The sequence below is a fragment of the Escherichia sp. E13S3 genome (assembly GCF_004212325.1).
Taxonomy (GTDB): domain Bacteria; phylum Pseudomonadota; class Gammaproteobacteria; order Enterobacterales; family Enterobacteriaceae; genus Escherichia.
In genome coordinates this window covers 271,704-293,458 of record NZ_RHJR01000007.1, presented here as the reverse complement: position 1 = coordinate 293,458, position 21,755 = coordinate 271,704, and the positions used below count along the sequence as shown (strand labels likewise).

Here is a 21,755-nt window from a genome sequence, read left to right as displayed (position 1 = left end):
GACGATTCTTATTTTCTTTTTTACGCGAACTATTCACAGATAATAGGTTTTGGGATAACAAGATATATAAAAAAGGAAGGGATGAGGATTCGTGTCATATTCTGCATGGTTATGCATAACCATGCAGAAAGGTAGGTTTAATTAATATCTAATTCTTTAATTTTAGTCTCTTTGCGCGCTGTCAGCGTTGAGCCCATTGAGGCGGCAATAATCGCGCCGAGGGCCAGCAGTTGTATTGGCGCCAATGTCTCACCGAGGAAAATCATTCCGGAAACGGCAGCCAGTGCTGGTTCCATACTCATTAGCGTACCAAATGTCCGGGTCGGCAGACGGGTGAGGGCAATCATCTCAAGCGAATAGGGCAGAGCGGTAGAGAGGATAGCGACAGCCAGACCCAATGGAACAACTGACCAGTGCCAGAGCGCCTCTCCAGCCTGGAATGCGCCAATCGGCACGAAAATAAGCGCCGCAATCAGCGAACCGATAGCCACCGTCGCCGGGCCGTGTTCCGCACCGGCGCGTTGCCCACTTAATATGTAGATAGCCCAACAAGCACCGGCACCGAGCGCCAGCGCACAGCCGGTTAGGTCGACATGCGAAACATCCTGCCCCAGCGGCAGCAGGAACCACAGGCCGAGTACCACCAGCACAACCCAAACAAAGTCTACGGGGCGACGAGAAGAGAACAGCGCCACTGCCAGTGGCCCGGTGAACTCCAGCGCCACCGCAATCCCAAGCGGTACGGTCTGAATAGCAAGATAAAAAAGATAGTTCATTCCACCCAGTGAGATGCCGTAAAACAACAGCGGCAAGCGCTGTTCTTTGGCAAACCGCAGTCGCCACGGTTTAAAGAATGCGATAAGAATCAGTGTTCCCAGCGCCAGACGCAGTGCAGTCACGCCCGGCGCGCCAACCAATGGAAAAAGCGACTTTGCTAATGAGGCCCCGCCCTGAATAGACGCCATGGCAACGAGCAATAATAATATCGGTAACCAGACCGGCATTTTACGTAATGTCCCTGGCATCCGTTCCCCCATAAATTTGTATAGTCAGGTAAAGCGAGGAGTGTACTGGATATAACTAAAACTGGTTGAGCATTTGTTGAAAAAATTTTCCCCGTTTTGACTAAAATGCGCCAGGATTGATTGATTCATCAGCTTGGTGATTAGGAATAATCTGGATGAACGGCAGTGAAAATATGCGTAATACTTACGCAGTTCACTGAAAAAATGATTTAAATTTAGATGGATAGCGGCATGTGGAAACGTTCTGTTACATGAAATGGCCCGTTAGACATCACAAATCGCGAAGAGTTTCCCATTAATTTTTGATATATTTAAAGCTTAGGACTTATTTGAATCACATTTGAGGTGGTTATGAAAAAAATTGCATGTCTTTCAGCACTGGCCGCAGTTCTGGCTTTCACCGCAGGTACTTCCGTAGCTGCTACTTCTACCGTAACTGGCGGTTACGCTCAGAGCGACGCTCAGGGCAAAATGAACAAAATGGGCGGTTTCAACCTGAAATACCGCTATGAAGAAGACAACAGCCCGCTGGGTGTGATCGGTTCTTTCACTTACACTGAAAAAAGTCGTACTAACAGTGCAGGCGATTACAACAAAACCCAGTACTACGGCATCACCGCTGGTCCGGCATACCGCATCAACGACTGGGCGAGCATCTACGGTGTTGTAGGTGTGGGCTACGGTAAATTCCAGGACACCAACTACCCGACCTATAAACACGACACCAGCGACTACGGTTTCTCCTACGGCGCAGGTCTGCAGTTCAACCCAATCGAAAACGTTGCGCTGGACTTCTCTTACGAGCAGAGCCGTATTCGTAGCGTTGACGTAGGCACCTGGATTGCCGGTGTTGGTTACCGCTTCTAATCACTTCGGTGATATAAAAAATCCGCCCCTCGGGGCGGATTTTTGTTTTTAAGGTTTCGAGTCGAAAATATCGGTTCCGAGATGGTTGTAATCCACCTTCTGTAACTGGAAGTTGGTGATGTATATCGGCCCGGCTTTCTTCTCGGAAATAAACGGGTAGTTGATGTTGATTTCCTGCGCTTTAATTCCCGTCCACAGTGAGAAAAAACCTAAGAAATCATTGGCTGAACGGCGGGCTTTAATCACCCGATGCGCTTTATCGTCGCTGGAAATGACCATAAAAGGCACCTGAAAATTCTGCTGATATTTATCATCGTGGGCCAGGTATTGCACTTCTTTTCCGCGTTCTTTAAAGGCTAAACCGTGGTCTGAAAAATAAACCATGGAAAAACTGCTGCCGCTGTTGCGTAACTGGTCGTACAGTTTGCGCAGTAAATCGTCCGTCTGCGTCATGGTGTAGAGATAGCACGATGTTTCTTTCGATTGTACAAAGGTTTCGTATTTGCCTTGTGTCCGGTCACAGGCCTGAGGATGTGAACCCATCAGATGCAAAACAATCAGTTGCGGCTGCGAGTGTTCTTCCGCCAATACCTGAGCGGTCATTGTCAGTAGTTCTTCGTCTTTAGCGTTCTTATCTGCTTCAAAATTACCGTTTTTCAGGAAGTGAACTTCATCTGCACGTTTAGCGATGCTGGCGATAGCCGTATCGTATTCGCCAATTTGTCCCTGATTAGAAAACCACCAGGTCTGGAATCCTGCTCGGTTGGCCAGGGTCACAAAGTTATCCTGAAACTGTGGCTTGCCATCGACTACGCGGTTAAGCGTTAATCCGAGAGATTTCTGTGTGGAGCCACTGGCAGCAATATAATCAGAAAAAATCAAGCCGTTAACGCTACTGGCAAACGGGGTATTGTTCCAGTGACCGCCAAAGGCACCGAGGGCATCGCGACGTGCGCTTTCGCCAATGACCACCACATAAGTGTGATATTTTGGTTTAACCGCAGTGACTGTCCAGGTATCTTTCATCCCGGAAAGTTTCGCCATCCGTTCTTGCTCTTCAATCACCTCGTTATTATTGACGATGACATCCTTAGCAAAACGAAATACCGGATAACCGGTGTCTTTCAGTTTAAATACGCCGCCCCAGGCGAGATTTTGAACCGGAGCGACAAAAAATGTCGCCACACTGAATACCAGACACAGGGTGTCGAATTTATTCCAGCGTGCTTTTTCATCCTCTTTTTTCCGCCTGATCGCAATCACGCCGAGCGCAAAAATAAATAAGCCGACCAGATAGCTATACCACGGGAAGATCGTAAGAATTTCGGTCGACTCTTCCATATTGGTGGAATGCAGCGCCAGCAATGTATTGAAGTTAGGCGCACCGTACGCCTGAGCAAAAGGAAAATAACAGGCCGCCACCAGCGAACAGACACCTATTAAGGTTTTTTGCACACGCGGCAACATCCGCCATAACAAAAGCAAAACGGCAGTAAAAGCGGCGGTATAGAGAAAACTAAAGGGATAACCTAAACCAAGGTTAATCAATAGCGACTGTAAAAAGTAGAACGCAGTCCACGGGCTAAAAACCCGGCTACGGGAAACAAGCGATTCTTTAAGGGTTAAGTTCATATGCCACTATCGTAACAAACGCCATGTGCTTACCCTGGCGTCAAGGGTCAATACCTGCAAGAGTGCGTGAAGAGGGGGAAGGGTCCGCATCTGCGAGCCGCAATATACGCAGGGCTGCAAGAAGATAGAGCGAGCTGCCGTTCAGGTCAACTACTGAGGAACAAATCTTTTGCGAAGAGAATAGCAAATCCGATAAAAAGTGGGGTTTTTCAATCCAGAACAATCTATGCCTGCAATAAAGCAGGAGTAAAGCGGCGTACCGCGACGCCGCTATTTATCGGAAGGTTTATCTTGCTGCGGTTTGTTGTTGACCATATCGCACAACATCGAGAGCAGCATTAACCGTACTTTAAAGGGAGAGTGACTAAACACGCGCATACACCTCTTGAACTCATTCATAAGACCTCCTGACTTGCTAATCCCGTCGATCCATGAGGGATGATTGCATTACATACAGATATAGCACAGGCTATATTATAAAGCATCAACTATCTACGAAAAACAATAACTTACAGTGTTATCAATAAGTTACGTTAGTTAATATCTGTGAGTATTCGGCAGTATTTCTAAGCTGTCGCGACATTTTTGCGACATTTTAAGGGGTTAAGTCGCACGGCATCTTCAAGGTGGCTTGGGGCGAAATGGGCATAACGCATTGTCATAGTGATGTCAGCGTGGCCGAGAATTTTTTGCAGAACCAGAATGTTTCCGCCGTTCATCATAAAGTGGCTGGCAAATGTATGGCGCAGTACATGGGTAAGCTGGCCGGAGGGGAGTTCAATGCCTGCGCGTTCCAGAGCAGAGCGGAAAGCGTTGTAGCAGGGCTTGGGGAACAGAGCGCCTTTTGTTTCAGGTAATTCGGACAGAAGTTCATCATCAAGGGGAATTGTTCTGTTGCGCTTCCCTTTGGTTTTGACGAACGTGACTTTACCCCCGGCGATCTGGGAGCTTTTCAGCGTTGCCGCCTCATTCCACCTTGCGCCGGTAGCAAGGCAGATTTTGACAACTAATTCTAGGTACTTAACTTTACTTCGTTTGCATTCCAGTAAAAGCCGATCAATTTCTTCGATAGTGAGGAAAGCCATTTCGATTTCATCAGTACGATACTGTCTGACGTTTTCTAGTGGGTTGGGTGCTGACCATTCACCAATCCGTTTCAGCTCGTTGAACATAGCCAGGAAGTAAGCATGTTCAAGGTTCATAGTTTTCGGGGAAACCTTAGATACTCTGTTGGTACGGGCATAATGCCCATCCAGCCTTTTAGCGCGGTAGGCTGTGAACAACTGGGCATTAAATTCTGTGGCCAGCGGGAATCCCATGCATTCCGCCGCCCTGGTCATAGCATTTTTACGCTTTTCGCCATTGCTCAAAGCTACGCCGTGGCGTTCATACCACATTGTTATCAGATCTATTAAAGTTCGCTTGTCCTTCCCTTCACCCAGCCACGGAGCTGCGTCTACTTTCTGAAGCGTATGGTTTTCGAATGCCAGGGCTTCCCCTTTCGTGGCAAATTTTTTACGTATACGCTTCCCGTTCTTGCCATTACTGCGGTTGACGGTGTAGAAGTCGGCGATCCATTCGCCTGTAGGAAGTTTACGAACGCTCATTTTATTTTATCGTCAGAACAACGCGGCCTATGATTTTTATGTCGTCAATTCCGCAATCAAATGCCATACCAACACCGCTAACTCTGACTTTTCGTACCGGAATCCGTGTAAGAGTGCGGACGCTTGTTTTTCCTTCAACTTCAACCAACCAATCATCGTCATAAACTTCAGAATAAGACTGGTCAACAATGTACTGAACAAGGCCATCCAGAACACAAATCGGTTGTTGCGGTAAGGGCTTACCAGGCAGGAAGATGACTTTATCAAGCATAAGTGTGCCAGCGTCATAGAGTTGGCCATCAACAATCTTGCTGCGCGGTATTTTGAGTATGTCTAATTCATCATCATTAAATTTACGTCCCTGTCCTGTCGCCAGCCACTCCAGATTAGCGCCTGTTTCGGCTACACATTTCACGACAATGTCTGCCGGGAAAACTCCACGCTTGTAGCGTGAAGAAAGAGAACTGGCTGCCATGTCCAGATGTTCCGCGAGCTGTAACTTCTGCGTAAATCCGTAAGCCTCGATCACCCTGTCAAGAATCGGTGTGCTATCTACGTTTAGGTCGATTTTAAATGTGCTCATAGCGAATCCATAAATCTCGATTCGAGAAATTAAAATTGACACTTCTCGAAACGCGAATTAATCTGACTCCATATTTCGAATGTTGCCTTATATAACCCTGTATTGCCGTACAGGTTAACTTGTGGAGTTTGCCTCATGCGTCCGAACATTACAATCATCATCCCAGAGCCATACCTGCCTTTAGACGAGTATTGCCGCCGTACTGGTACCAACAAAGAAACCGCCAGGAACCTGATCGAATACGGGAAATTACCTATTAAGCCGAAGGGTAAGCAGAAGAAAGGCTTGGTCGAAGTCAACATGGCCGCGCTCACTATTCAGGCTTTAAGCGAATGTGACATTTCGCTTAACGCGTAATCCATCCTACGGATTCGGGAGAGGCAAACAATGTTTGATTACCAGACCTCTAAACATGCGCACTTTGATGCGGCTTGCCGAGCATTTGCAATTGAGCACAATCTTGAAGATGTGGCCGCTGCCGTTGGTATGAGGCCGCAGATCCTGCGCAACAAACTGAACCCAGCACAACCGCACCGCCTGACCTGTGATGAGCTTTTGGCTATCACGGATTACACCGAAGATGCGCGTTTGCTTGATGGGATGTTAGGTCAGATTAACTGCCTTCCATCCGTGCCGGTGAACAATGCCACAGAAGGCAACATGCAGTTGTGCGCACTGAGTGCCACAGCCAGTGTGGGCGCGATTGCTGGGGAAACCGTATCAACTGGCTATATGACTGCCGCCCGCCGTACTCAAATTCTGGATCGTGCCCGCGATGCAATCCGTAGCTTATCCGTGCTGGCTTATACCGTTGAAAGCCGTATTCACTCTGCGCCTGTTCTGGCTGCGGCGGTGGAGCTGGTCACAACCAACGCCACCGGCCTGATGTGAGGGAACACCATGAAAGCGTTTGTCACTTACCTGAAAAAAGAATCACCAGCCATGCAGTTGCCGAGTGGTTCAACGGGCTGGATAGAACTGCCAAACGGTCAGCGCTGGAACCCTGGCCACATGTACAAATTCAATGGCCAGCAGCCGCGCCGCCCGTGGTGGCGTCGTCTGATGGGACTATAGGGGGCGTTATGGCGATTAGCCAGGAGCAGCAAAAGCGCGGGCTGGAGCATTTAAAACAGATCCGCCGCAAATACTTCAACGAAAGCAGCGAGGCCGCTGAATGGTGGGACAACTTAACACCGGAGTGGCGCGGCGTGGTGCTTCATGCTGCTGCGGTTACTTCTGGTTCCGGGGCATTTAAAGCCCACTTAAGCAAATGTTGCTGGCGTGAGATTTATGAACGCCTGGGCTATCGGGACATGATTCAACTGCGCCAGGGCATTTCACGGGCGCGGTTAACGTTTGAAGGTTTCGGCAGTTTACGTGACAGCGATTTTTCAAAGCGCACCGCGAACCGCCCGATCAAAAAGGCACATCCAATTTATAGCAGTAGTGGGGTACAGATGGTGATTGCACCTCATATCGTCCATAAGTTCCAGCAACAGGGGAATCACTAATGACCATTATTTCCGTTGAGGGTAAATCGTTGGGGGCTGAACTGGCTGTGTGGGGTGTCCCGCATAACTACGCTGTAGTGTTTACAGAGAAAAGCACCAGTAAAAATGGCCGCATCGCTTTGCATCCGTTCTTCTTCAATGACACCGAGCACATGACGAATCCGCGTCACTGGCTGGCGATCAATGCCGCTTTCTGGTGCTGCGTGTATCGCGAAGCGGAAAGCAAAGAAGCCCAGATAGAAGCGCTGGCGGGGATTCGTGCGATTTTCTATACAGCCGGGGCGCTGGGAGTTGGCGAGATAAATGCACTGATCCAGGAGTGGTGGCGGACAACCTATGAACTGCACCTGATTCCGGTACCGAACTACTCAGCTGCCACAGTACACCCCACTTTTCACTAATTAACCGCCTGAATTTTTTGGCCATGTTTCAAGTGGCCGGGGATTCTTTTGCCTTAAGGAAACCAAAATGCATATGACACGTCAGGATTTACCCGCAACAAAATCAGTCACTGACCTGCTGGCAATGCTCACCAAAGCCACGCAGGAAGGTAAAGCCGCTGCTGCTGATTTGTGTTCCACCCGTCTGAATAAGCTGGCCACCCATGCAGCCAATGAAGGTTTAAGCGCAACGGAAATCGTTGAGTTGATCCGCGAAGAAGCCGCGGCGATTTGCAGCAAAGGCGGTGCGGCATGGCAATAAAAACTCCGCTTAAATGGGTGGGCAGCAAAGCCCGCCTTATGCCTAAGCTGCGTCCGCACCTTCCAGAAGGTAAACGCCTGGTTGAACCGTTCGCAGGTTCCTGCGCTGTCATGATGAATACGGATTATGACGAGTATCTGATCGCAGATGTGAATCCTGATCTGGTTAATCTTTATAAGGCGATGGCGTATCACACTGATGCGCTGCTAAATGAGCTGGAGATCCTGTTTACTGCCGGTTCGTTAGGTGATGAAGAAAGCCGTGCCATTTTCTATTACGCAGTGCGTGATGCTTTCAATCTTTCTAGTGGTAAGGTCGGTTCTGAATCTGTTGAAAATGCTGCGCGTTTCCTGTACCTGAATCGCCACTGCTTCAATGGCCTGTGCCGGTATAATCGCCGAGGCCAGTTCAACGTCCCGTTCGGTAAGTACAAAAAGCCTTATTTTCCCGCTGATGAAATCCGTGCCTTTGCTGAAAAAGCGAAACGCGCAACGTTCATTACTGCCCACTATTCAGAAACGCTCGATTTGGTTCGGGACGGGAATGACGTTGTTTACTGTGATCCGCCTTATCTGACTGAAAGCGACAATTTCACCGCTTACCATGAGCGCGGTTTTTCGCACGTGGATCAGGGGAGGCTGGCGCGTAAGTTGCGCCGTCTGGCCAGAAAAGGTGTGCCGGTTGTGGCCTCTAATGCAGATCTGGAAATGGTGCATTACCTGTACGCCGGATTTGAAGCCGTTCGCATTAATGCCCCACGTAGTGTTGGTGCCGCAGCTGCAAGCCAGAAAGTTGCCGCAGAGTTAATTCTGAAGTCGCCGCTTGATTCTATAGCGATGGCCTGCGCATGACTCCTGTCGCCAATGGCCAACATCACGCCGTCGATACCTGGCGGCGTGAAACGTTCGCACCGGGTACACCTACAGACGCCACGATCACTGAGCGCCGCCTGTGGGCGGTTAACCCGCAGGATTACGAATGGCGCTCACAGTACCTTCATGAGATACCCGACTGGTTAGCCGGGTATTTTGGCCGTCGTTACGAAAAGCTGTTTGCTGGTCGTGACGGGCGTCGCTGTGCCAATACATTCCTGCGCCAGACTATCGGCGGGAGTGTATTGCCACGTCTGCGCAAAGTGGCTGCGCGTTACTCGCTGGCCGCTGACGCTGCTGATCTTCCTTTTGGTAAGTCGCTGGAGCGCTTGCCGTCACTAGACCGTCCTGATCTTAAAAAACTGGCTGGCCAGGTATCTGGTTGGATTTCCCAGTCACTTTATGACTTCACCGAACAGTTTGACTCCGGCACTGACGACGCCAGAGAGCTGCATCGCCGCACCTTGGAATCATACCGCCATCTTTGCGCGGGTTGCCTGATGCTGAATAACCAGCCGCCGTACTGGGCTGAACATGAGGCCAATGAAGGTCAACTGGAAATGCGTAAGGCGGAATCCGGGATACTGCGCATGATGGCGCCGGAATGGTGGTACCTACGTCTTAAACGTGCGCGTGATATGCAGCGCGAACATATGGCCATCGCGGTGGGACAGGTACAAAAAGCGGCCAGCGCTTATGTATCCCGCAAAACACTGGACGAGTGGATAGACCAGAAAAAGCGGAATCTGGAGTTCTTTAAAAAGTTTGATCTGCTGAATGATGAGGGGCTGCGCATTGCACTGGACAGCATGGTGCACCGCAGCGTTGCAAATCCGGCGATCCGTCGATGTGAACTAATGGTAAGAATGCGAGGGTTTGAAGATATGTCCAATGAAGAAGGGCTGGCCGGTGAGTTTTACACCATCACCGCGCCATCACGTTTCCACGCAGTGCACAGCAAAGGTGGCTTTGTATCGCAATGGGATGGATGTACGCCGCAGGATACCCAGCGCTATTTATGCGGCGTATGGGCAAAAGCACGCGCAGCGATCTCGCGTGCGGGTATTCATGTATTTGGGTTTCGGGTTGTTGAGCCTCACCATGACGGGACACCGCACTGGCATATGTTGCTTTTTATGCGTCCGCATGACGTGGACACGGTACGCGATATTCTTTGCTATCACGCCAGAATTACCGATTCTGAAGAACTGCAATCTGAAAAGGCGCTGAAGGCGCGTTTTCATGTTGAAGTTATCGATCCCGCCAAAGGTTCGGCCACGGGCTACATCGCGAAATACATTTCAAAAAATATTGATGGTTTTGCGCTGGATGGTGAGCAGGACGAAGAAACCGGCGAAAACCTGCGTGATATGGCTAAGTCCGTTTCTGCATGGGCTTCACGCTGGCGCATTCGTCAGTTTCAGCAGATTGGTGGTGCGCCGGTAACCGTCTGGCGTGAGCTGCGTCGGTTGCGGGATCAGGTGCTGACCGATCGCAGAATGGATGCGGTTCTGGCCGCTGCTGATGTCGGGGACTGGGCTGCATATACCCAGGCGCAGGGCGGTGCACTGGTTGCCCGCCGTGATCTGGTTGTTCGTCTGGCCTATGAAATTACGGAACAGGGCAACGAGTACGCAGAGGACGTGCAGCGCGTACAGGGGGTTTATTCTCCTTTGGTTCCTGATTCGGAAGTTTGCACCCGTCTGGTTAAGTGGCAAAAGGTTGCGAAGTTGGCCGAAGCGCCAGCGGAGGCGGGGTTTTCTGGCGGCAACGCCGCCCCTTGGAGTTCTGTCAATAACTGTACGGAGGGGGGAATCCTCAGACGGTTAAAACTGGAATTATGCAGTCGGGGTTTTAACGGTTCTAATGAAGAAATAGCCATTCTCCTGCGGGGTAGTGGTTTGATGTTTGGCCAAGGGGGACTGGTTTACCGTAATGGGTGGCTTAAAGAGATTCAAAACGAGCCATTAAACGAGTTATGGCCGGGGTGGGTCTAGCAGGGTAAATATGTGAAATGCATGCATTTCTCAGTAGATGGAAGGAAATTAAATTTCACTATTCGTGCTTTACGGTGTACGGTATACTGGATACTTATCCAGTCACTATTGCTTGTGGGGGCTAAATGGATCTTTTGGAGGCGTCGGCACAGCTGGAACGCATTGAATTATTAGCTAAAATTGCCCATGATTACGAAAGTAACCAGAGAGAAAAAACAATCGCTTTGGCCTGGATTGGAGAACTTGCGGAAGAGGTTCACAAAATGGTTAAAAAGGAAGGGAAAAGCCCTCATTCTGGGGGCTTTTTAGGCAGCGGGAGTCACTTTCAGTAAATCGAATGCCACCTGGCGCTGAGTGGGAGAAAGTGCACTCAGTATTTTTTGCACCACCGCATCACCCGTTTTAGCGCTGGGGCTAAGAGTGTGGGAAAATGTCAGATTCATAACAAATGTGTGGCCACATTCAACATCTGAGCAGGCGCAGTAAATATCCGCAATTTGTCGGTGCTTCCTGTTCGTTTTACGAATAACAGCCTTTGAGCCGCATTCCGGGCATTCGATTTTCAGAACTCGCATATTCCATGCTCCAGTTGTTAAATGAAGCATGGATTTTAGCCAGTTTCGCATCATGCCGCACCTTTATCTATTGATTCTATGTAACTTAAATCAAAGTTTAGGTGCAACCTTTCCGGTATTTCGGGATCGTTGTTAACGGCCAGCATGAAACGGCGCTGGATGGGGGCAATTTCGCTTTTCTTATAAATGCGTTCAGCCTTTTCAACATCCCCCAGTCCGGCAGTGTTCTGCGGGACAATACCGGCGAGGCCGGCAGGGAAACGGTGCGCGTTCAGAATGTCCTGTGCGCTGATATTCTTGATGTTGGCAAATTCATCCTTAGCAGAAATATCACCCATTTCAATGAACTTGATGGCGTCGCCGTCTCCGCCGGGAATGTTGACAAGGATGGTGGAGAAGTTCCCGATCCCTTTGCTGTCACGCAGCTGCTGTTCAATTTCTTCCTCCATTTCGTCCGTCATGCTGGGATCGCGGGTATAAAGAATTCCGCCTGTGTGCGCACCGTTGTGGTAGTAGCGGCGTCGGAAAATGACCGCTTCACTGTTAAGTAACGCGGAATGCACACCGCCGATGTAGTCCGGCAGTCCGTAGATATGCTGTTGCGGGTCATACATTTTGATAAAGATAATATCTTCTTCTGGCCATATCTGCGGTTCCCCTTCCTGTAACACTACGTAGTCACCGGGCTTATCCAGGGCGTTATCTCTGACTTTGCGGCGGCGTATATACAGACCGGGTAAGGGGTCAAGTGCGATCACGTCTCCCCAGCCGTTACGAATTTTGGCAATCGCAATATCCCCAAAGGTTATATAGTCATACGCTGCCGCTTCCAGCTGGTCGTGAATAAGTCCGCCACCCAAGTAATCTGAAACAATCATGTTTTTGCGGGCGTGAATGATGCCGCCGTGCTGACCGTTAAGATTAATCAGCTGTGCGAGTGCCAGCCGGTCAATCGGCTGGGTGAAGTGATCGGCGGCATTGTCGTACCAGATATCACGGTAATCTGTGCCGGTAGTCAGAACCGGTTCAGGTTTGCCGAATGTGATAATGCTCATCTTTTTTGATTTGTCGCCGCGCTGGTCGCGCTTAACAAAGCGTTTCTTTTTACTCATGCAGCCTCTTTCCTTACACCCCAGCGGGATTTAGGTTTGTTTTCATAGTTAAGGGGTTCGTTATGCAGACCGTGGGTAATCGCCCAGAACGCCTCCGCGTGGCCAGTATCCTGGCTGCGGTCAGCGACAAACGTCATGGCGTTGCCGCTTTGTGTGGTGGTTCGGCGCACAGACATAAAGCTGGCAGCGATCTCTTTCAGGTTTTTATCCCACTCAATACGCTGGCTTTCCACCACGTCTACCGCTTTCAGTACCAGTTGATTTTTGGTGTTCAGGTCGTAACGAATAGGGACGGCCACGCGCATGGCAAAATGCTGAATGTTGTCAAAAACACCCTGGCCAATGCCGGTAACGTCCACACCCAGATAAGTGAAGTTGTATTTTTTAAACAATTGCTCGATCTGTTTTGCTTGGTACCGGAAGTTCATGCCTTTCCAGTAAATCACCTTCAGAACGCGGAATTTCTCCACGGCGAGTATCGGCGGCGCGATGATGACAAAACAGGACAAATCACCGCTGCGAGCCGGGTCAAAGCCACCCCATACCGACCTGTCACCAAATGGCCGCGCTGCATCAGGGTTGTGATCCTGCCAGGTGTCGATTTCAACACCGCAGGCTTCCAGATCGGAAAAGCTGAAAACGGAATCTTTGCTGTCAACGAACACGCACATATAGAGCATGTTAAAAGTGGCGTCGTTGTAGCGATTGCGAAGTTTCTCGATGTTCGCCAGGTTGAAACCGCCTGCAATGGCATCTTCCATCGTAATGACGTAGCGCCATTGCCCATCCGGGCAGAGTCGCCCGCCGTCACGCATTTCGTTAAAGGACGGAAACTTAATGGCCGCACGTTTTTTACTGCCCTGTTTCCACTCATCGCCCGTCCAGAACGGGTAAGCCTGGTGCGTTTTTGCCGATGGCGTTGAAAAATAGGTGGTGCGCCACTTGTCATGTGTGGCCATTGCGCTGGCCACTTCGTTAAGTTTTGCAAAGTTTGGCACCCAGAAATATTCGTCACAGTACAGGTGGCCACTGTAGGACTGGGCGGTGTTTTTGTTGGTGGAGAGAAAACGCAGTTCTGCGCCGTTGCTTAAGCGGATCGGGTTGCCGGTTAGCGTAATACCGAAATACTGCTCTGCAATATTCACGATGTAAGACCGGAACACTTCAGCCTGTGCTTTTGACGCTGACAGAAAGATTTGCGGATCGCCGGTCATCACCGCGTTTTCAAACGCTTCAAACGCAAAATACCAGGTCGCACCGATCTGGCGGCTTTTCAGGATGTTCCTGACAAGCTGGCCAATGTTATTGCGCAGGTGTTTCTGATATTCAAAAAGATGTTCCTCAGCCCATGCGTCAAAGTCCTCCTGCGTCAGCGACGTAATATCGTTTTTCTTGTATTTCCGTTTGCTGCGTGGTTCGTCGTCATTGTTGTCCCGCGCAGCTGCTTGCCCGGAACTCTGACCGCTGGCCATTTTCTCTTTGTGTTTATTACTCTGCGCACGCAGTTTCGTGGCATGAGCAATGAGCATGTCCATTTCTTTCAGGTCGAGATCGGTTTTGTTATCGCGGCTGGCCAGCAGCTGGTAACGGCGTTCAATTGCTTCCTCTGTGCTTTCAAAACTGAGCAAATCCGCCCAGCTGTATTTCTCCGCCCAGTAGTAAACGATCCGCGCATTCGGCAGATTTAATTCAGATGCGATTTCCTTTGGCGTATAGCGGCGCAGATAAAGTGCGCGAACAACGCCTTTTAATTCTTCAGAGTATTTAGCCATGCGGATAATTATGCCGTGGCTGTAATGAAAAAACGGTGGTGTTAATTCGTGTCTGTTCGGTAAAGCGTTATAACCGAACTGTTCAGAATAAAGCGTAATGCGGTGGCGGTTTTATTTGGCAATAATTGATTTGCAGCGTCAGGGAGTGGAACAGGGGGGATATGTCACATTTAAAAACTGACTGGCTGTGTGTTGCTACTGAAGGGGATACCGTTGATGGCAGGGTAATTAAACGGCAGTGGATCATTGATATGGGGGAAACCTATGACTATAGCCACTATGTCGCTTTAATCTGGCCAGAACATGAGGATGATTGCGGGAATTTTGGTGAAGTGCTGGAAGCCACCTGGAATGATGGTGAAGATGGACTGGCACGGTTATATGTCAGCCTTTGCCCGAATATGCGTCTGATTTTCGCAAATCATGAAGATCAGCTTTTGTTCTTCTCCATTGAGCCGGAAGAAAACTGGCGCGGTAGCGGGCGTACTTACCTGAAAGGGCTGGCGGTAACAGATACACCTGCCAGCGTTGGCACCACACGGCTGCGCTTTAGTAGTCGGCGCAATAAATTAACAAAGCAGGGATATTACAGCTGTGTAATTTCTCGCGACGGAAAAATTAAACAGGAAGCAAGAATGAAGAACTGGCAGAAACTGTTTGGTATTAAGCCAAAGTTTGAAGATGAAACGCCGCAGGATAATCCTGCTCCGGATGAAGATAAATTACAGGCGCTTGCCAATGTGGTGAACGATCTGGAAGCGCGAGTGGCGAAAATTGAAACTCAACTGAATGACGTTCAGGGTGATGTTGACACAATTGCTGAAGTGGTGGATACGCAGGAATTTGCGGCAATTCGCGATAATGCAAAAGAAATCGTAACCCGCTTTAACGAGCTGGGTAATAAAAACACCCGTACACCGGGGCGTACTATAAAAGATAAAGCCGGGAAATTTAATTTCCTGTAATTCGCCTTATTGCTAATTAGCCCAGAATATATTTTTAAATTGCTTAATTGCGAGGGAGTTTTATGCACCTTAATAATCGTGCGCGGGATTTACTGGATAAATATTCGGCGGGGATGGCGCAGCAGTTTGGTGCGCGTGATACCAGTCGATATTTTTCCCTGAATGACCCGCAGGAAAATGCGCTGCGTCTTGCGTTGCTGGAGTCCGTCGAGTTCCTGAACATGATCACCTGTCTGGATGTTGACCAGCTGAGTGGCCAGGTGATCTCTGTCGGTTCCTCTGTGCTGCATACCGGCCGCAGCGAAAATGGCCGTTTCATTCGTCAGGTAGGCGTTGACGGTAATGACTATTCCCTGGTTGAAACAGACAGCTGTGCCGCGTTGCGCTGGGATCTGCTTTCTGTCTGGGCAAACGCCGGTAAGGACGAAAACGAGTTTTACAACCTGGTACAGGCATTCACCACGCAGGCTTTTGCGCTGGATATGTTGCGCATTGGTTTTAACGGTAAAAGTTGCGCGAAAACCACTGATCCGGAAACTAACCCGAACGGCGAGGATGTGAACGTTGGCTGGCATGAGCGTATGAAAACGCTGCTGGGCGGCAATCAGATTATGACGGATGCCGTGGTGCTTGATGAGGCCGGGGATTACAAATCACTGGATGCAATGGCGTCCGATCTGATTAACGCCAAAATCCCGGCACAGTTCCGCAATGACCCGCGTCTGGTTGTTCTGGTTGGTGCCGATCTGGTCGCAGCTGAACAATACCGACTGTATCAGGCAGCAGACCGTCCGACTGAAAAAATCGCGGCGCAGATGCTGGGAAGCACCATTGCTGGCCGTCCGGCTATTATCCCGCCGTTTATGCCGGGTAAACGCATGGTGGTTACGCCGCTTTCTAACCTGCACATCTACACCCAGCGCAATACCCGTATGCGTAAGGCGGAGTTTGTTGAAGATCGTAAGCAGTTCGAAAACAAATACCTGCGCAATGAAGGTTACGCGGTGGAAGTGCCGGAGCTGTATGCGGCTATTGATGAATCCGCTGTGACAATCGGCAAAGTCTCCGAACCGGTGGAGGGTTGATAAATGGCACTTTCCCCCGCGCAGCGTCACAGCCAGCGTATTGCGATGGAACAAAAGCTGAAGCGCAGCCAGGCACTGGAAACCACGGAAAGTATGCACCTGCTGGTCAGGGCGCTGGAAACTGATGTGGAATATATTCGAAGTCTGCCTACCATCGCCGATCGCGTCGAGTACAAACGCAATGTGCTGTTGCCGCGCTGGGTTCCCACTGTGGAAGCCTATCTGGAGAGTGGCCAGGAGTATGCAAATCCGGTTTTCGCCTGGTGTGTTATCTGGCTGTTTGACGTGGGCGATCTGGATAAGGCGCTGGACTGGGCTGACATTGCTATCAGCCAGCAGCAGGCAACCCCGGATCGGTTACGCAGCAATTTTCCCACTTTCGTGGCGGATACGATGCTGGCATGGGCGCAGGAAACCGCAGGGCGCGGGGAAAGTGTGGAGCCTTATTTCACCCGCACGTTTGAGCGGGTGGCAAACACCTGGCGACTGCATGAGCAGGTGACGGCCAAATGGTTCAAGTTTGCCGGTCAGGAGTTGCTACGCAATGACGATGGCCAGAAAACGGCGGCGGGCGTGGATGATATTGAAACGCTGGAAAAAGCCGATCAGCTGCTGGCTATTGCAGAAAAACACTACTCAAAAATTGGCGTCAGAACGGCGCGGCAGACAATTGCCGCCCGTATCCGAAAACTGACTCAAGGGTAAAGACTACCGCAAGCCAGGCGGACGCGGTGGAGGGCAGAACACCTTGTGTGTAACTGCGCCGTGGAAACCGGCCAGTCCGCCTTTTTCGGGGGATTTATGTTTAGCGGAAAGCCGCTGGATTATCAGGATGAACCGCTGACCAATAACGGATTCTGGCCAGATCTGAATCTGAAGGATTTTCAAGCGCAGCGGTCACTACCGCCAGATATTGACACTGACACCATCAGCCAGGCGTTGCTTGCAGCGGTGGTGGAGGTGAATGCGGAACTGGAAAACGTGGAGTCCAGTTGGATAGCGAAAGGCCACACGCTGGCGGCAGAGGTACCAGGTGTAAAAATGGGCGGACTGAACAGCCTGTGCGCCCAGTATATGAAGGCCGTTTTTGCCAGGGCAAAAGCGGATCTGCTGGGGGAGTTCGCCACTATCGGGCGGCGCGATACTCATCCGGGACAGGAAAGTATGGAAACCCGAGCGGGGTTACTGGCTGAAGCATCGGTGGTGATCCGCCGTATGAAAGGGCTGAAACGGGCAACGGTGAAAAAAGTATGAGCCAGACGCAGATCCAAAGCCTGACCACATTTTTTAAAGATAACGTCCCGCCCCGTGCGATGCAGTCATTTGACAGCGTGCTGGATGAGATGAAGTTCATTCCTGCGGCGAAGGATTACGGGCTGGGACAATATCGCCAGGCGGTTATCCGATATGACGCGGTTCTGAGCTGGGAGCGTTTCCCGTATCGCCTTTGCCCGCCGCCGTTGCTTATGTCCTTACTGGCTGCGTGGCTGGATGATGCTGACAGGGAACTACTGGATGAAGTGGGGCTGAGTGAAGCTGAACCTGACTGGGATGTGTCGGTGGAGGATGAGGAAGTGGCCACTGTGGTGCTGACTGTTCCGATGGTAGAAGAACTGGTGATCAGGCAGGACGAAAAAGGGGCTATTCCGTGGCGGGGTGAGCGCTGGTCACTGGTTGAACCTGAAATCTGGACGGCACTGACCGCCAGTATTTACAGCGTGGATGAGGCCGGTGCGCCGGTGGGGGATAGCGAATGATTGCCGGTGGCGAGCTGAATAAAAAACAGCTGGCCGAATTGCGCAAGGCACTGGCCAGCATGGAGCTGCCGCCGAGAAAACGGCAGCGTCTGATCTGGCGTCTGGCCAAATATGGCGTGATTGCTGCGGCAAAACGGCATGTGCGCAATCAGGAATCCCCGGATGGTCAGAAGTGGCCGGGACGTAAGACAAAACGCAAAGGGAAGATGCTGCGCAACCTGCCAAAGCTGCTGCATATCCGTGAAATGCCAGAAATTCAGGCTGTGCGGATCTATTTACAGGGTGGTGGATACCGGAACGGGGAAGCGCCGGTACCAGCCGGAACGGTGGGGTACGCGCAACAAAACGGAATGCGCGTAAAGGTCAGCCGCAGTAATCAGCCACGGAAGGCAGAGGCCGGGAAAATGGCGACGCCTGCCCAGGCCAAAAAATTACGGGCGCTGGGGTACCGGGTGAAAACCGGTAAGAGATGGAAAAAGCCCACACTGGGCGAAATCACCAAAACTATGCCATACAGCCAGGCGGGGCTGCTGATTCGAAAACTCAGTAATAAAGCCGTGATAACCAGCTGGACAGTGGATCTTCCTGCTCGTGTGTTTCTGGGCATGAATGATGATGAATTTGACAAGACGCTGGCGCGTCAGCTTCAGGCCATAGGTTTTGGCTGGGACGTTAAGGCGCAGGATATTAAGGGGAAAGCATGACCTGGCCAATTGTGACCGTAAACCAGGTAAATCAGCTGATGGGCGAAACCAATGAGGTGGAACGCACACTGCTGTTTATCGGTACGGGTACCAAAAATGTGGGGAAAACGCTGGCGGTGAATGCCCAGAGTGATTTTGATTCACTGCTGGGCGAGGAAGCCAGCCCGCTGAAAAATGATGTTCTGGCTGCGCTGGCGAACGCTGGCCAGAACTGGTGGGGGTTCATTCACGTCCTGCCAGCTGACGCGGAGGCAGATGCCTGGGTGAAAGCGGTTCTGGCCGCGCAGGTGGTGTGCTCTGTGGAAGGCGTGGTGCTGTCTGACGATGTGACCGCTAAAGCGCAGGTAAATCAGGCCGTGACGTTACGATCCACCCTGATTTCAAAGTATGGCCGCTGGGTGTGGTTTATCCTGGCCGCGCAGGGAATGCAGGACGAAGAAGCCCAGGCGGATTATCTGGTACGCATGGCCACCCTTCAGGATGGCATTGCAGAAAAGGCAGTGCAGCTGGTTCCCCGCCTGTGGGGAAATGAACCGGGTGTGCTGGCTGGTCGTCTGTGTAGCTGTATGGTGACTATTGCAGATAGTCCGGCGAGGGTTAAAACCGGTGCGCTGATGAATCTGGGCAGTGACGAAATGCCGGTTGATGGTACCGGAGAAGTTCTTGAGTTGGCCACACTTCAGGCGCTGGAAGCACAGCGTTTCAGTGTGCCAATGTGGTACCCGGATTATGACGGTTTTTACTGGTCAGATGGCCGCACGTTGGACGTTGAGGGCGGCGATTATCAGTCGATTGAAACTTTGCGCGTCGCGGATAAAGCTGCCCGCCGTGTTCGTTTGCTGGCTATCAGTAAAATCGCTGATCGTTCGCTGAATAGCACGCCAGGAAGTATCGCCGCACATCAGACACTGTTCGCCAGTCCACTGCGCGAAATGTCTACTGCGGCCAGCATTAATGGGGTGTCATTTCCCGGAGAATTGAAGCCGCCGCAGGATGGTGATGTATCCATTGTCTGGAAGAACAAAAAGGCAGTTGATATTTACATTGTGGTACGTACCTGGGAAGTGCCACTGCAAATCACCATCAGCCTGTTACTGGATGCCAGTCTGGAGGCTATAGCATGACCAAACGTATTTCGGGTATGTCGTTTGACACCTATATGGACGGCGATCTGATCCATATCGAGAAAATCACGCTCGATATTACGGATAACAGCGCTGCCGCCCAGACGCGTGGCGTCCCTGATGGGTATGTGGATGGCGATGTTGCCGCTGAGGGGGAAATTGAAGTCAGTTCAAAAACACTTCAGGTGCTGACAGCCAAAGCCCGTGCAGCGGGTTCATGGCGTGGGCTTCCACCACTTGATTTTCTTTTCTATGCCAAAGCCAGTAGCGAAGAAATGAAGGTGGAGACGTTCGGCAATAAATTGCAGGTCAGCAACCTGCTGGATATTGATCCGAAAGGTGGCGGTGTGACCACGCACAAAATCAAATATTTCGTGACCAGTCCGAAATTCGTCAACATCAACGGTGTGCCGTATCTGGAAGCGGAAGCCACAGAAAACCTGATCGGATAAGGGGCAGGGATGCAGGAACATGAAAAGAGCTTTTATTCACTGCTGATCATTGGCGCACTGATTGCCATCGGCAATGTGCTGACCAGTAATGACCCAATCACGCCGCGCCTGTTTGCCGGTCGCGTGATCCTGGGCAGTCTGGTTTCAGTGGTGGCCGGGGCGGTACTAATTCAGATCCCGGATGCCAGCCCGCTGGCCATTCAGGGGCTGGGGGCGGCGCTGGGGATTGCCGGTTATCAGGCGGTGGAAGTGTGGCTGCGCAGACGTGCAGCGGGAAAGCAGAACGGGAGCAAGACAAATGACCCTGAGTGAAAAACAGCAATTATTCACAGTCATGGTGGCCAGTCTGATCCACTGGGCAGAAGAACATGGCTACAGACTGACGTTCGGTGAGGCTTACCGTACACCAGAACAGGCCGCGCTGAATGCGAAGAAAGGCAGCGGCATTTCTAACAGCCTGCACACCCAGCGGCTGGCGGTGGATTTCAATCTGTTCGTGAACGGTCAGTACAAAACCCGTACAGAAGATTATCTGCCACTGGGGGAATACTGGGAATCACTGGGTGGTTCCTGGGGCGGACGCTTCAAATCCAGACCTGATGGTAATCATTTCAGTCTGGAACATAACGGGGTGCGCTGATGAGCAGCGGGCAGTGGTTGGTTGTGGTGGCGCTGGCGTTTGTCTGGGGCTGGCTAACCGCTGACTGGCGGCGTGATAGCTTAGAGCTGGCAATCAATACATCGGCGCAGGTGGCCGGTAATGAATCGCGAAAAGCAATGCAGGGTATTGCCAGTGATTCGGCCAGAGCGCTGGAAGATAAACTGGAGGCGTTAAAAAATGTGGCACCGCGAGAGATACGCACGGAAATACTTAAGCCCGTTTTTACTAATCATTGCCTGTCTGATGAGTTTGTCAGCATGTACAACAGCGCCGCAGTCGGTACCGAACGTGCGTTATCAGGAAAACCTGAAAACTAAATGCGCCACGCAGCTGCCGCGCCTGAATGGTGCCACGGGTAAAGACGCAGCAGAATTACTGACGATTTATCTTGAAATTTATGGCCAGTGTGCTGCGCGTCATAATCAGTTAGTGGACGAAATTAATTTAAGAGAGAGTATTAGAGATGGAACAAATTAAACTGTGTGTTTGTGGTGTTGATATTGTTTTTGAGCCAAATCAGACCGCCTACAACAAATTTATTAATGAAATGGCGATGGATAATAAAATTGCCCCAGCACATAACTATCTGACGCGAATTGTGGCAACGGAAAGTAAAGAAGCATTGGCAGAAGTATTAAAACGTCCGGGTGCTGCACTTCAACTGGTTGGCAAAGTAAATGATATTTATGCGCCTGAACTGGAAATTGAAGTAAAAAACTGACAAATCGAGTCCATGAAATTGAAATAAATGG

32 protein-coding genes are annotated in these 21,755 nt (G+C 50.7%); 24 read left to right on the top strand and 8 right to left on the bottom strand.

The window, feature by feature from the left end:
• Positions 1 to 137: 137 nt before the first annotated feature.
• Positions 138 to 1,025, bottom strand: a complete 888-nt coding sequence (gene rhtA, locus D9597_RS09360; protein ID WP_130205141.1) for a threonine/homoserine exporter RhtA — start codon at positions 1,023 to 1,025, stop codon at positions 138 to 140.
• Positions 1,026 to 1,258: 233 nt separating this feature from the next.
• Between rhtA and D9597_RS09355 the strand changes: the two genes are divergently transcribed.
• A complete protein-coding gene (locus D9597_RS09355; protein WP_120795379.1) occupies positions 1,259 to 1,324 on the top strand; it encodes a protein YliM in 66 nt (21 codons plus the stop codon).
• Positions 1,325 to 1,376: 52 nt separating this feature from the next.
• Positions 1,377 to 1,892 (top strand): outer membrane protein OmpX, encoded by a 516-nt coding sequence (ompX, locus tag D9597_RS09350; protein ID WP_105289445.1) that lies wholly within the window; start codon positions 1,377 to 1,379, stop codon positions 1,890 to 1,892.
• A gap of 48 nt (positions 1,893 to 1,940) precedes the next feature.
• Here the strand turns inward: ompX and opgE are convergent, their stop codons facing one another.
• From opgE to D9597_RS09330, 4 genes are all read right to left on the bottom strand, one after another.
• On the bottom strand, positions 1,941 to 3,524 hold the full coding sequence (gene opgE, locus D9597_RS09345) for a phosphoethanolamine transferase (RefSeq protein ID WP_130222196.1): 1,584 nt from the start codon (positions 3,522 to 3,524) through the stop codon (positions 1,941 to 1,943).
• A 270-nt stretch (positions 3,525 to 3,794) separates the two neighbouring features.
• Positions 3,795 to 3,923, bottom strand: coding sequence for a manganase accumulation protein MntS (mntS, locus tag D9597_RS09340; RefSeq protein ID WP_001001761.1), 129 nt, complete (start codon positions 3,921 to 3,923; stop codon positions 3,795 to 3,797).
• A 167-nt stretch (positions 3,924 to 4,090) separates the two neighbouring features.
• The gene (locus tag D9597_RS09335) at positions 4,091 to 5,131 is read right to left on the bottom strand and encodes a tyrosine-type recombinase/integrase (RefSeq protein WP_130222195.1); all 1,041 of its coding nucleotides are present in this window, start codon (positions 5,129 to 5,131) and stop codon (positions 4,091 to 4,093) included.
• Between the two features lies 1 nt (position 5,132).
• A complete protein-coding gene (locus D9597_RS09330) occupies positions 5,133 to 5,714 on the bottom strand; it encodes a phage repressor protein (RefSeq protein WP_000102873.1) in 582 nt (193 codons plus the stop codon).
• A gap of 135 nt (positions 5,715 to 5,849) precedes the next feature.
• Here D9597_RS09330 and D9597_RS09325 point away from each other — a divergent pair, with 135 nt between their 5' ends.
• The 9 genes from D9597_RS09325 to D9597_RS09290 all read left to right on the top strand — a co-directional run bounded on the left by D9597_RS09325 (position 5,850) and on the right by D9597_RS09290 (position 11,128).
• Positions 5,850 to 6,071: a hypothetical protein gene (locus tag D9597_RS09325; RefSeq protein ID WP_001247709.1), complete on the top strand. Its 222-nt coding sequence runs from the start codon at positions 5,850 to 5,852 to the stop codon at positions 6,069 to 6,071.
• Positions 6,072 to 6,101: 30 nt separating this feature from the next.
• Positions 6,102 to 6,605, top strand: coding sequence for a phage regulatory CII family protein (locus D9597_RS09320; protein ID WP_130222194.1), 504 nt, complete (start codon positions 6,102 to 6,104; stop codon positions 6,603 to 6,605).
• A 9-nt stretch (positions 6,606 to 6,614) separates the two neighbouring features.
• Positions 6,615 to 6,788 (top strand): phage filamentation protein Fil family protein, encoded by a 174-nt coding sequence (locus tag D9597_RS23105; protein ID WP_000643373.1) that lies wholly within the window; start codon positions 6,615 to 6,617, stop codon positions 6,786 to 6,788.
• Positions 6,789 to 6,796: 8 nt separating this feature from the next.
• Positions 6,797 to 7,225 (top strand): hypothetical protein, encoded by a 429-nt coding sequence (locus tag D9597_RS09315; protein WP_040080386.1) that lies wholly within the window; start codon positions 6,797 to 6,799, stop codon positions 7,223 to 7,225.
• Positions 7,225 to 7,626: a hypothetical protein gene (locus tag D9597_RS09310; RefSeq protein WP_040080385.1), complete on the top strand. Its 402-nt coding sequence runs from the start codon at positions 7,225 to 7,227 to the stop codon at positions 7,624 to 7,626. Before D9597_RS09315 ends, D9597_RS09310 begins: the two co-directional genes overlap by 1 nt.
• A 67-nt stretch (positions 7,627 to 7,693) precedes the next feature.
• On the top strand, positions 7,694 to 7,927 hold the full coding sequence (locus tag D9597_RS09305; RefSeq protein WP_040080384.1) for a DUF2732 family protein: 234 nt from the start codon (positions 7,694 to 7,696) through the stop codon (positions 7,925 to 7,927).
• Entirely contained in the window at positions 7,918 to 8,778 is an 861-nt protein-coding gene (locus D9597_RS09300) for a Dam family site-specific DNA-(adenine-N6)-methyltransferase (RefSeq protein ID WP_130222193.1), read from the top strand. Before D9597_RS09305 ends, D9597_RS09300 begins: the two co-directional genes overlap by 10 nt.
• Entirely contained in the window at positions 8,775 to 10,796 is a 2,022-nt protein-coding gene (locus D9597_RS09295) for a replication endonuclease (protein ID WP_130222192.1), read from the top strand. Before D9597_RS09300 ends, D9597_RS09295 begins: the two co-directional genes overlap by 4 nt.
• 125 nt (positions 10,797 to 10,921) lie before the next feature.
• A complete protein-coding gene (locus D9597_RS09290) occupies positions 10,922 to 11,128 on the top strand; it encodes a hypothetical protein (protein ID WP_130214841.1) in 207 nt (68 codons plus the stop codon).
• Here D9597_RS09290 and D9597_RS09285 read toward each other — a convergent pair.
• The 3 genes from D9597_RS09285 to D9597_RS09275 are packed head-to-tail and all read right to left on the bottom strand — an operon-like array spanning position 11,102 to position 14,255.
• Positions 11,102 to 11,425: an ogr/Delta-like zinc finger family protein gene (locus D9597_RS09285; RefSeq protein WP_130222191.1), complete on the bottom strand. Its 324-nt coding sequence runs from the start codon at positions 11,423 to 11,425 to the stop codon at positions 11,102 to 11,104. The two genes, D9597_RS09290 and D9597_RS09285, sit on opposite strands and share 27 nt — an antisense overlap.
• Positions 11,422 to 12,483 (bottom strand): phage portal protein, encoded by a 1,062-nt coding sequence (locus D9597_RS09280; protein WP_130222190.1) that lies wholly within the window; start codon positions 12,481 to 12,483, stop codon positions 11,422 to 11,424. Before D9597_RS09280 ends, D9597_RS09285 begins: the two co-directional genes overlap by 4 nt.
• On the bottom strand, positions 12,480 to 14,255 hold the full coding sequence (locus D9597_RS09275) for a terminase family protein (RefSeq protein WP_130222189.1): 1,776 nt from the start codon (positions 14,253 to 14,255) through the stop codon (positions 12,480 to 12,482). Before D9597_RS09275 ends, D9597_RS09280 begins: the two co-directional genes overlap by 4 nt.
• 161 nt (positions 14,256 to 14,416) lie before the next feature.
• Here D9597_RS09275 and D9597_RS09270 point away from each other — a divergent pair, with 161 nt between their 5' ends.
• The 13 genes from D9597_RS09270 (at position 14,417) to D9597_RS09210 (ending at position 21,724) form a co-directional block, all read left to right on the top strand.
• Entirely contained in the window at positions 14,417 to 15,220 is an 804-nt protein-coding gene (locus tag D9597_RS09270) for a GPO family capsid scaffolding protein (protein ID WP_040080378.1), read from the top strand.
• Between the two features lie 62 nt (positions 15,221 to 15,282).
• On the top strand, positions 15,283 to 16,305 hold the full coding sequence (locus D9597_RS09265; protein ID WP_130222188.1) for a phage major capsid protein, P2 family: 1,023 nt from the start codon (positions 15,283 to 15,285) through the stop codon (positions 16,303 to 16,305).
• Between the two features lie 3 nt (positions 16,306 to 16,308).
• Complete coding sequence (gene gpM / locus D9597_RS09260; RefSeq protein WP_040080376.1) at positions 16,309 to 17,010, top strand: phage terminase small subunit; 702 nt, start codon at positions 16,309 to 16,311, stop codon at positions 17,008 to 17,010.
• A gap of 96 nt (positions 17,011 to 17,106) precedes the next feature.
• Positions 17,107 to 17,559 carry a head completion/stabilization protein gene (locus tag D9597_RS09255; RefSeq protein ID WP_205712908.1) on the top strand — a complete coding sequence of 151 codons (453 nt, stop codon included), beginning with the start codon at positions 17,107 to 17,109 and terminating at the stop codon, positions 17,557 to 17,559.
• A complete protein-coding gene (locus D9597_RS09250; RefSeq protein ID WP_130222187.1) occupies positions 17,556 to 18,062 on the top strand; it encodes a phage tail protein in 507 nt (168 codons plus the stop codon). Before D9597_RS09255 ends, D9597_RS09250 begins: the two co-directional genes overlap by 4 nt.
• The gene (locus D9597_RS09245) at positions 18,059 to 18,766 is read left to right on the top strand and encodes a hypothetical protein (RefSeq protein ID WP_130222186.1); all 708 of its coding nucleotides are present in this window, start codon (positions 18,059 to 18,061) and stop codon (positions 18,764 to 18,766) included. The genes D9597_RS09250 and D9597_RS09245 overlap by 4 nt, the downstream gene beginning before the upstream one ends.
• A complete protein-coding gene (locus D9597_RS09240) occupies positions 18,763 to 19,890 on the top strand; it encodes a DUF2586 domain-containing protein (RefSeq protein WP_130222185.1) in 1,128 nt (375 codons plus the stop codon). The genes D9597_RS09245 and D9597_RS09240 overlap by 4 nt, the downstream gene beginning before the upstream one ends.
• On the top strand, positions 19,887 to 20,342 hold the full coding sequence (locus D9597_RS09235; protein WP_000166744.1) for a phage protein: 456 nt from the start codon (positions 19,887 to 19,889) through the stop codon (positions 20,340 to 20,342). The genes D9597_RS09240 and D9597_RS09235 overlap by 4 nt, the downstream gene beginning before the upstream one ends.
• 9 nt (positions 20,343 to 20,351) lie before the next feature.
• Positions 20,352 to 20,654, top strand: a complete 303-nt coding sequence (locus D9597_RS09230) for a phage holin family protein (RefSeq protein WP_130222184.1) — start codon at positions 20,352 to 20,354, stop codon at positions 20,652 to 20,654.
• Positions 20,641 to 20,982 (top strand): M15 family metallopeptidase, encoded by a 342-nt coding sequence (locus D9597_RS09225; protein WP_052912098.1) that lies wholly within the window; start codon positions 20,641 to 20,643, stop codon positions 20,980 to 20,982. Before D9597_RS09230 ends, D9597_RS09225 begins: the two co-directional genes overlap by 14 nt.
• Positions 20,982 to 21,320: a hypothetical protein gene (locus D9597_RS09220; RefSeq protein ID WP_130222183.1), complete on the top strand. Its 339-nt coding sequence runs from the start codon at positions 20,982 to 20,984 to the stop codon at positions 21,318 to 21,320. Before D9597_RS09225 ends, D9597_RS09220 begins: the two co-directional genes overlap by 1 nt.
• Positions 21,292 to 21,480, top strand: a complete 189-nt coding sequence (locus D9597_RS23310; protein WP_040080371.1) for a hypothetical protein — start codon at positions 21,292 to 21,294, stop codon at positions 21,478 to 21,480. The genes D9597_RS09220 and D9597_RS23310 overlap by 29 nt, the downstream gene beginning before the upstream one ends.
• Entirely contained in the window at positions 21,467 to 21,724 is a 258-nt protein-coding gene (locus D9597_RS09210) for a putative phage tail assembly chaperone (protein WP_040080370.1), read from the top strand. Before D9597_RS23310 ends, D9597_RS09210 begins: the two co-directional genes overlap by 14 nt.
• Positions 21,725 to 21,755: the final 31 nt, after the last annotated feature.

Excerpts from the sequence above, each read along its gene's own strand:
- D9597_RS23105 (WP_000643373.1), top strand. The coding sequence starts at position 6,615 with ATGAAAGCGTTTGTCACTTACCTGAAAAAAGAATCACCAGCCATGCAG.
- mntS (WP_001001761.1), bottom strand. The coding sequence starts at position 3,923 with ATGAATGAGTTCAAGAGGTGTATGCGCGTGTTTAGTCACTCTCCCTTT.
- D9597_RS09225 (WP_052912098.1), top strand. The coding sequence starts at position 20,641 with ATGACCCTGAGTGAAAAACAGCAATTATTCACAGTCATGGTGGCCAGT.
- D9597_RS09280 (WP_130222190.1), bottom strand. The coding sequence starts at position 12,483 with ATGAGTAAAAAGAAACGCTTTGTTAAGCGCGACCAGCGCGGCGACAAA.
- D9597_RS09285 (WP_130222191.1), bottom strand. The coding sequence starts at position 11,425 with ATGATGCGAAACTGGCTAAAATCCATGCTTCATTTAACAACTGGAGCA.
- D9597_RS09330 (WP_000102873.1), bottom strand. The coding sequence starts at position 5,714 with ATGAGCACATTTAAAATCGACCTAAACGTAGATAGCACACCGATTCTT.
- D9597_RS09305 (WP_040080384.1), top strand. The coding sequence starts at position 7,694 with ATGCATATGACACGTCAGGATTTACCCGCAACAAAATCAGTCACTGAC.
- D9597_RS09335 (WP_130222195.1), bottom strand. The coding sequence starts at position 5,131 with ATGAGCGTTCGTAAACTTCCTACAGGCGAATGGATCGCCGACTTCTAC.
- D9597_RS09275 (WP_130222189.1), bottom strand. The coding sequence starts at position 14,255 with ATGGCTAAATACTCTGAAGAATTAAAAGGCGTTGTTCGCGCACTTTAT.
- rhtA (WP_130205141.1), bottom strand. The coding sequence starts at position 1,025 with ATGCCAGGGACATTACGTAAAATGCCGGTCTGGTTACCGATATTATTA.
- D9597_RS09320 (WP_130222194.1), top strand. The coding sequence starts at position 6,102 with ATGTTTGATTACCAGACCTCTAAACATGCGCACTTTGATGCGGCTTGC.
- D9597_RS09250 (WP_130222187.1), top strand. The coding sequence starts at position 17,556 with ATGAGCCAGACGCAGATCCAAAGCCTGACCACATTTTTTAAAGATAAC.
- D9597_RS09295 (WP_130222192.1), top strand. The coding sequence starts at position 8,775 with ATGACTCCTGTCGCCAATGGCCAACATCACGCCGTCGATACCTGGCGG.
- D9597_RS09255 (WP_205712908.1), top strand. The coding sequence starts at position 17,107 with ATGTTTAGCGGAAAGCCGCTGGATTATCAGGATGAACCGCTGACCAAT.
- D9597_RS09315 (WP_040080386.1), top strand. The coding sequence starts at position 6,797 with ATGGCGATTAGCCAGGAGCAGCAAAAGCGCGGGCTGGAGCATTTAAAA.
- D9597_RS09300 (WP_130222193.1), top strand. The coding sequence starts at position 7,918 with ATGGCAATAAAAACTCCGCTTAAATGGGTGGGCAGCAAAGCCCGCCTT.
- D9597_RS09325 (WP_001247709.1), top strand. The coding sequence starts at position 5,850 with ATGCGTCCGAACATTACAATCATCATCCCAGAGCCATACCTGCCTTTA.
- D9597_RS09265 (WP_130222188.1), top strand. The coding sequence starts at position 15,283 with ATGCACCTTAATAATCGTGCGCGGGATTTACTGGATAAATATTCGGCG.
- D9597_RS09230 (WP_130222184.1), top strand. The coding sequence starts at position 20,352 with ATGCAGGAACATGAAAAGAGCTTTTATTCACTGCTGATCATTGGCGCA.
- D9597_RS09210 (WP_040080370.1), top strand. The coding sequence starts at position 21,467 with ATGGAACAAATTAAACTGTGTGTTTGTGGTGTTGATATTGTTTTTGAG.
- D9597_RS09270 (WP_040080378.1), top strand. The coding sequence starts at position 14,417 with ATGTCACATTTAAAAACTGACTGGCTGTGTGTTGCTACTGAAGGGGAT.
- gpM (WP_040080376.1), top strand. The coding sequence starts at position 16,309 with ATGGCACTTTCCCCCGCGCAGCGTCACAGCCAGCGTATTGCGATGGAA.
- ompX (WP_105289445.1), top strand. The coding sequence starts at position 1,377 with ATGAAAAAAATTGCATGTCTTTCAGCACTGGCCGCAGTTCTGGCTTTC.
- D9597_RS09245 (WP_130222186.1), top strand. The coding sequence starts at position 18,059 with ATGATTGCCGGTGGCGAGCTGAATAAAAAACAGCTGGCCGAATTGCGC.
- D9597_RS09240 (WP_130222185.1), top strand. The coding sequence starts at position 18,763 with ATGACCTGGCCAATTGTGACCGTAAACCAGGTAAATCAGCTGATGGGC.
- opgE (WP_130222196.1), bottom strand. The coding sequence starts at position 3,524 with ATGAACTTAACCCTTAAAGAATCGCTTGTTTCCCGTAGCCGGGTTTTT.
- D9597_RS09220 (WP_130222183.1), top strand. The coding sequence starts at position 20,982 with ATGAGCAGCGGGCAGTGGTTGGTTGTGGTGGCGCTGGCGTTTGTCTGG.
- D9597_RS09310 (WP_040080385.1), top strand. The coding sequence starts at position 7,225 with ATGACCATTATTTCCGTTGAGGGTAAATCGTTGGGGGCTGAACTGGCT.
- D9597_RS09290 (WP_130214841.1), top strand. The coding sequence starts at position 10,922 with ATGGATCTTTTGGAGGCGTCGGCACAGCTGGAACGCATTGAATTATTA.
- D9597_RS09235 (WP_000166744.1), top strand. The coding sequence starts at position 19,887 with ATGACCAAACGTATTTCGGGTATGTCGTTTGACACCTATATGGACGGC.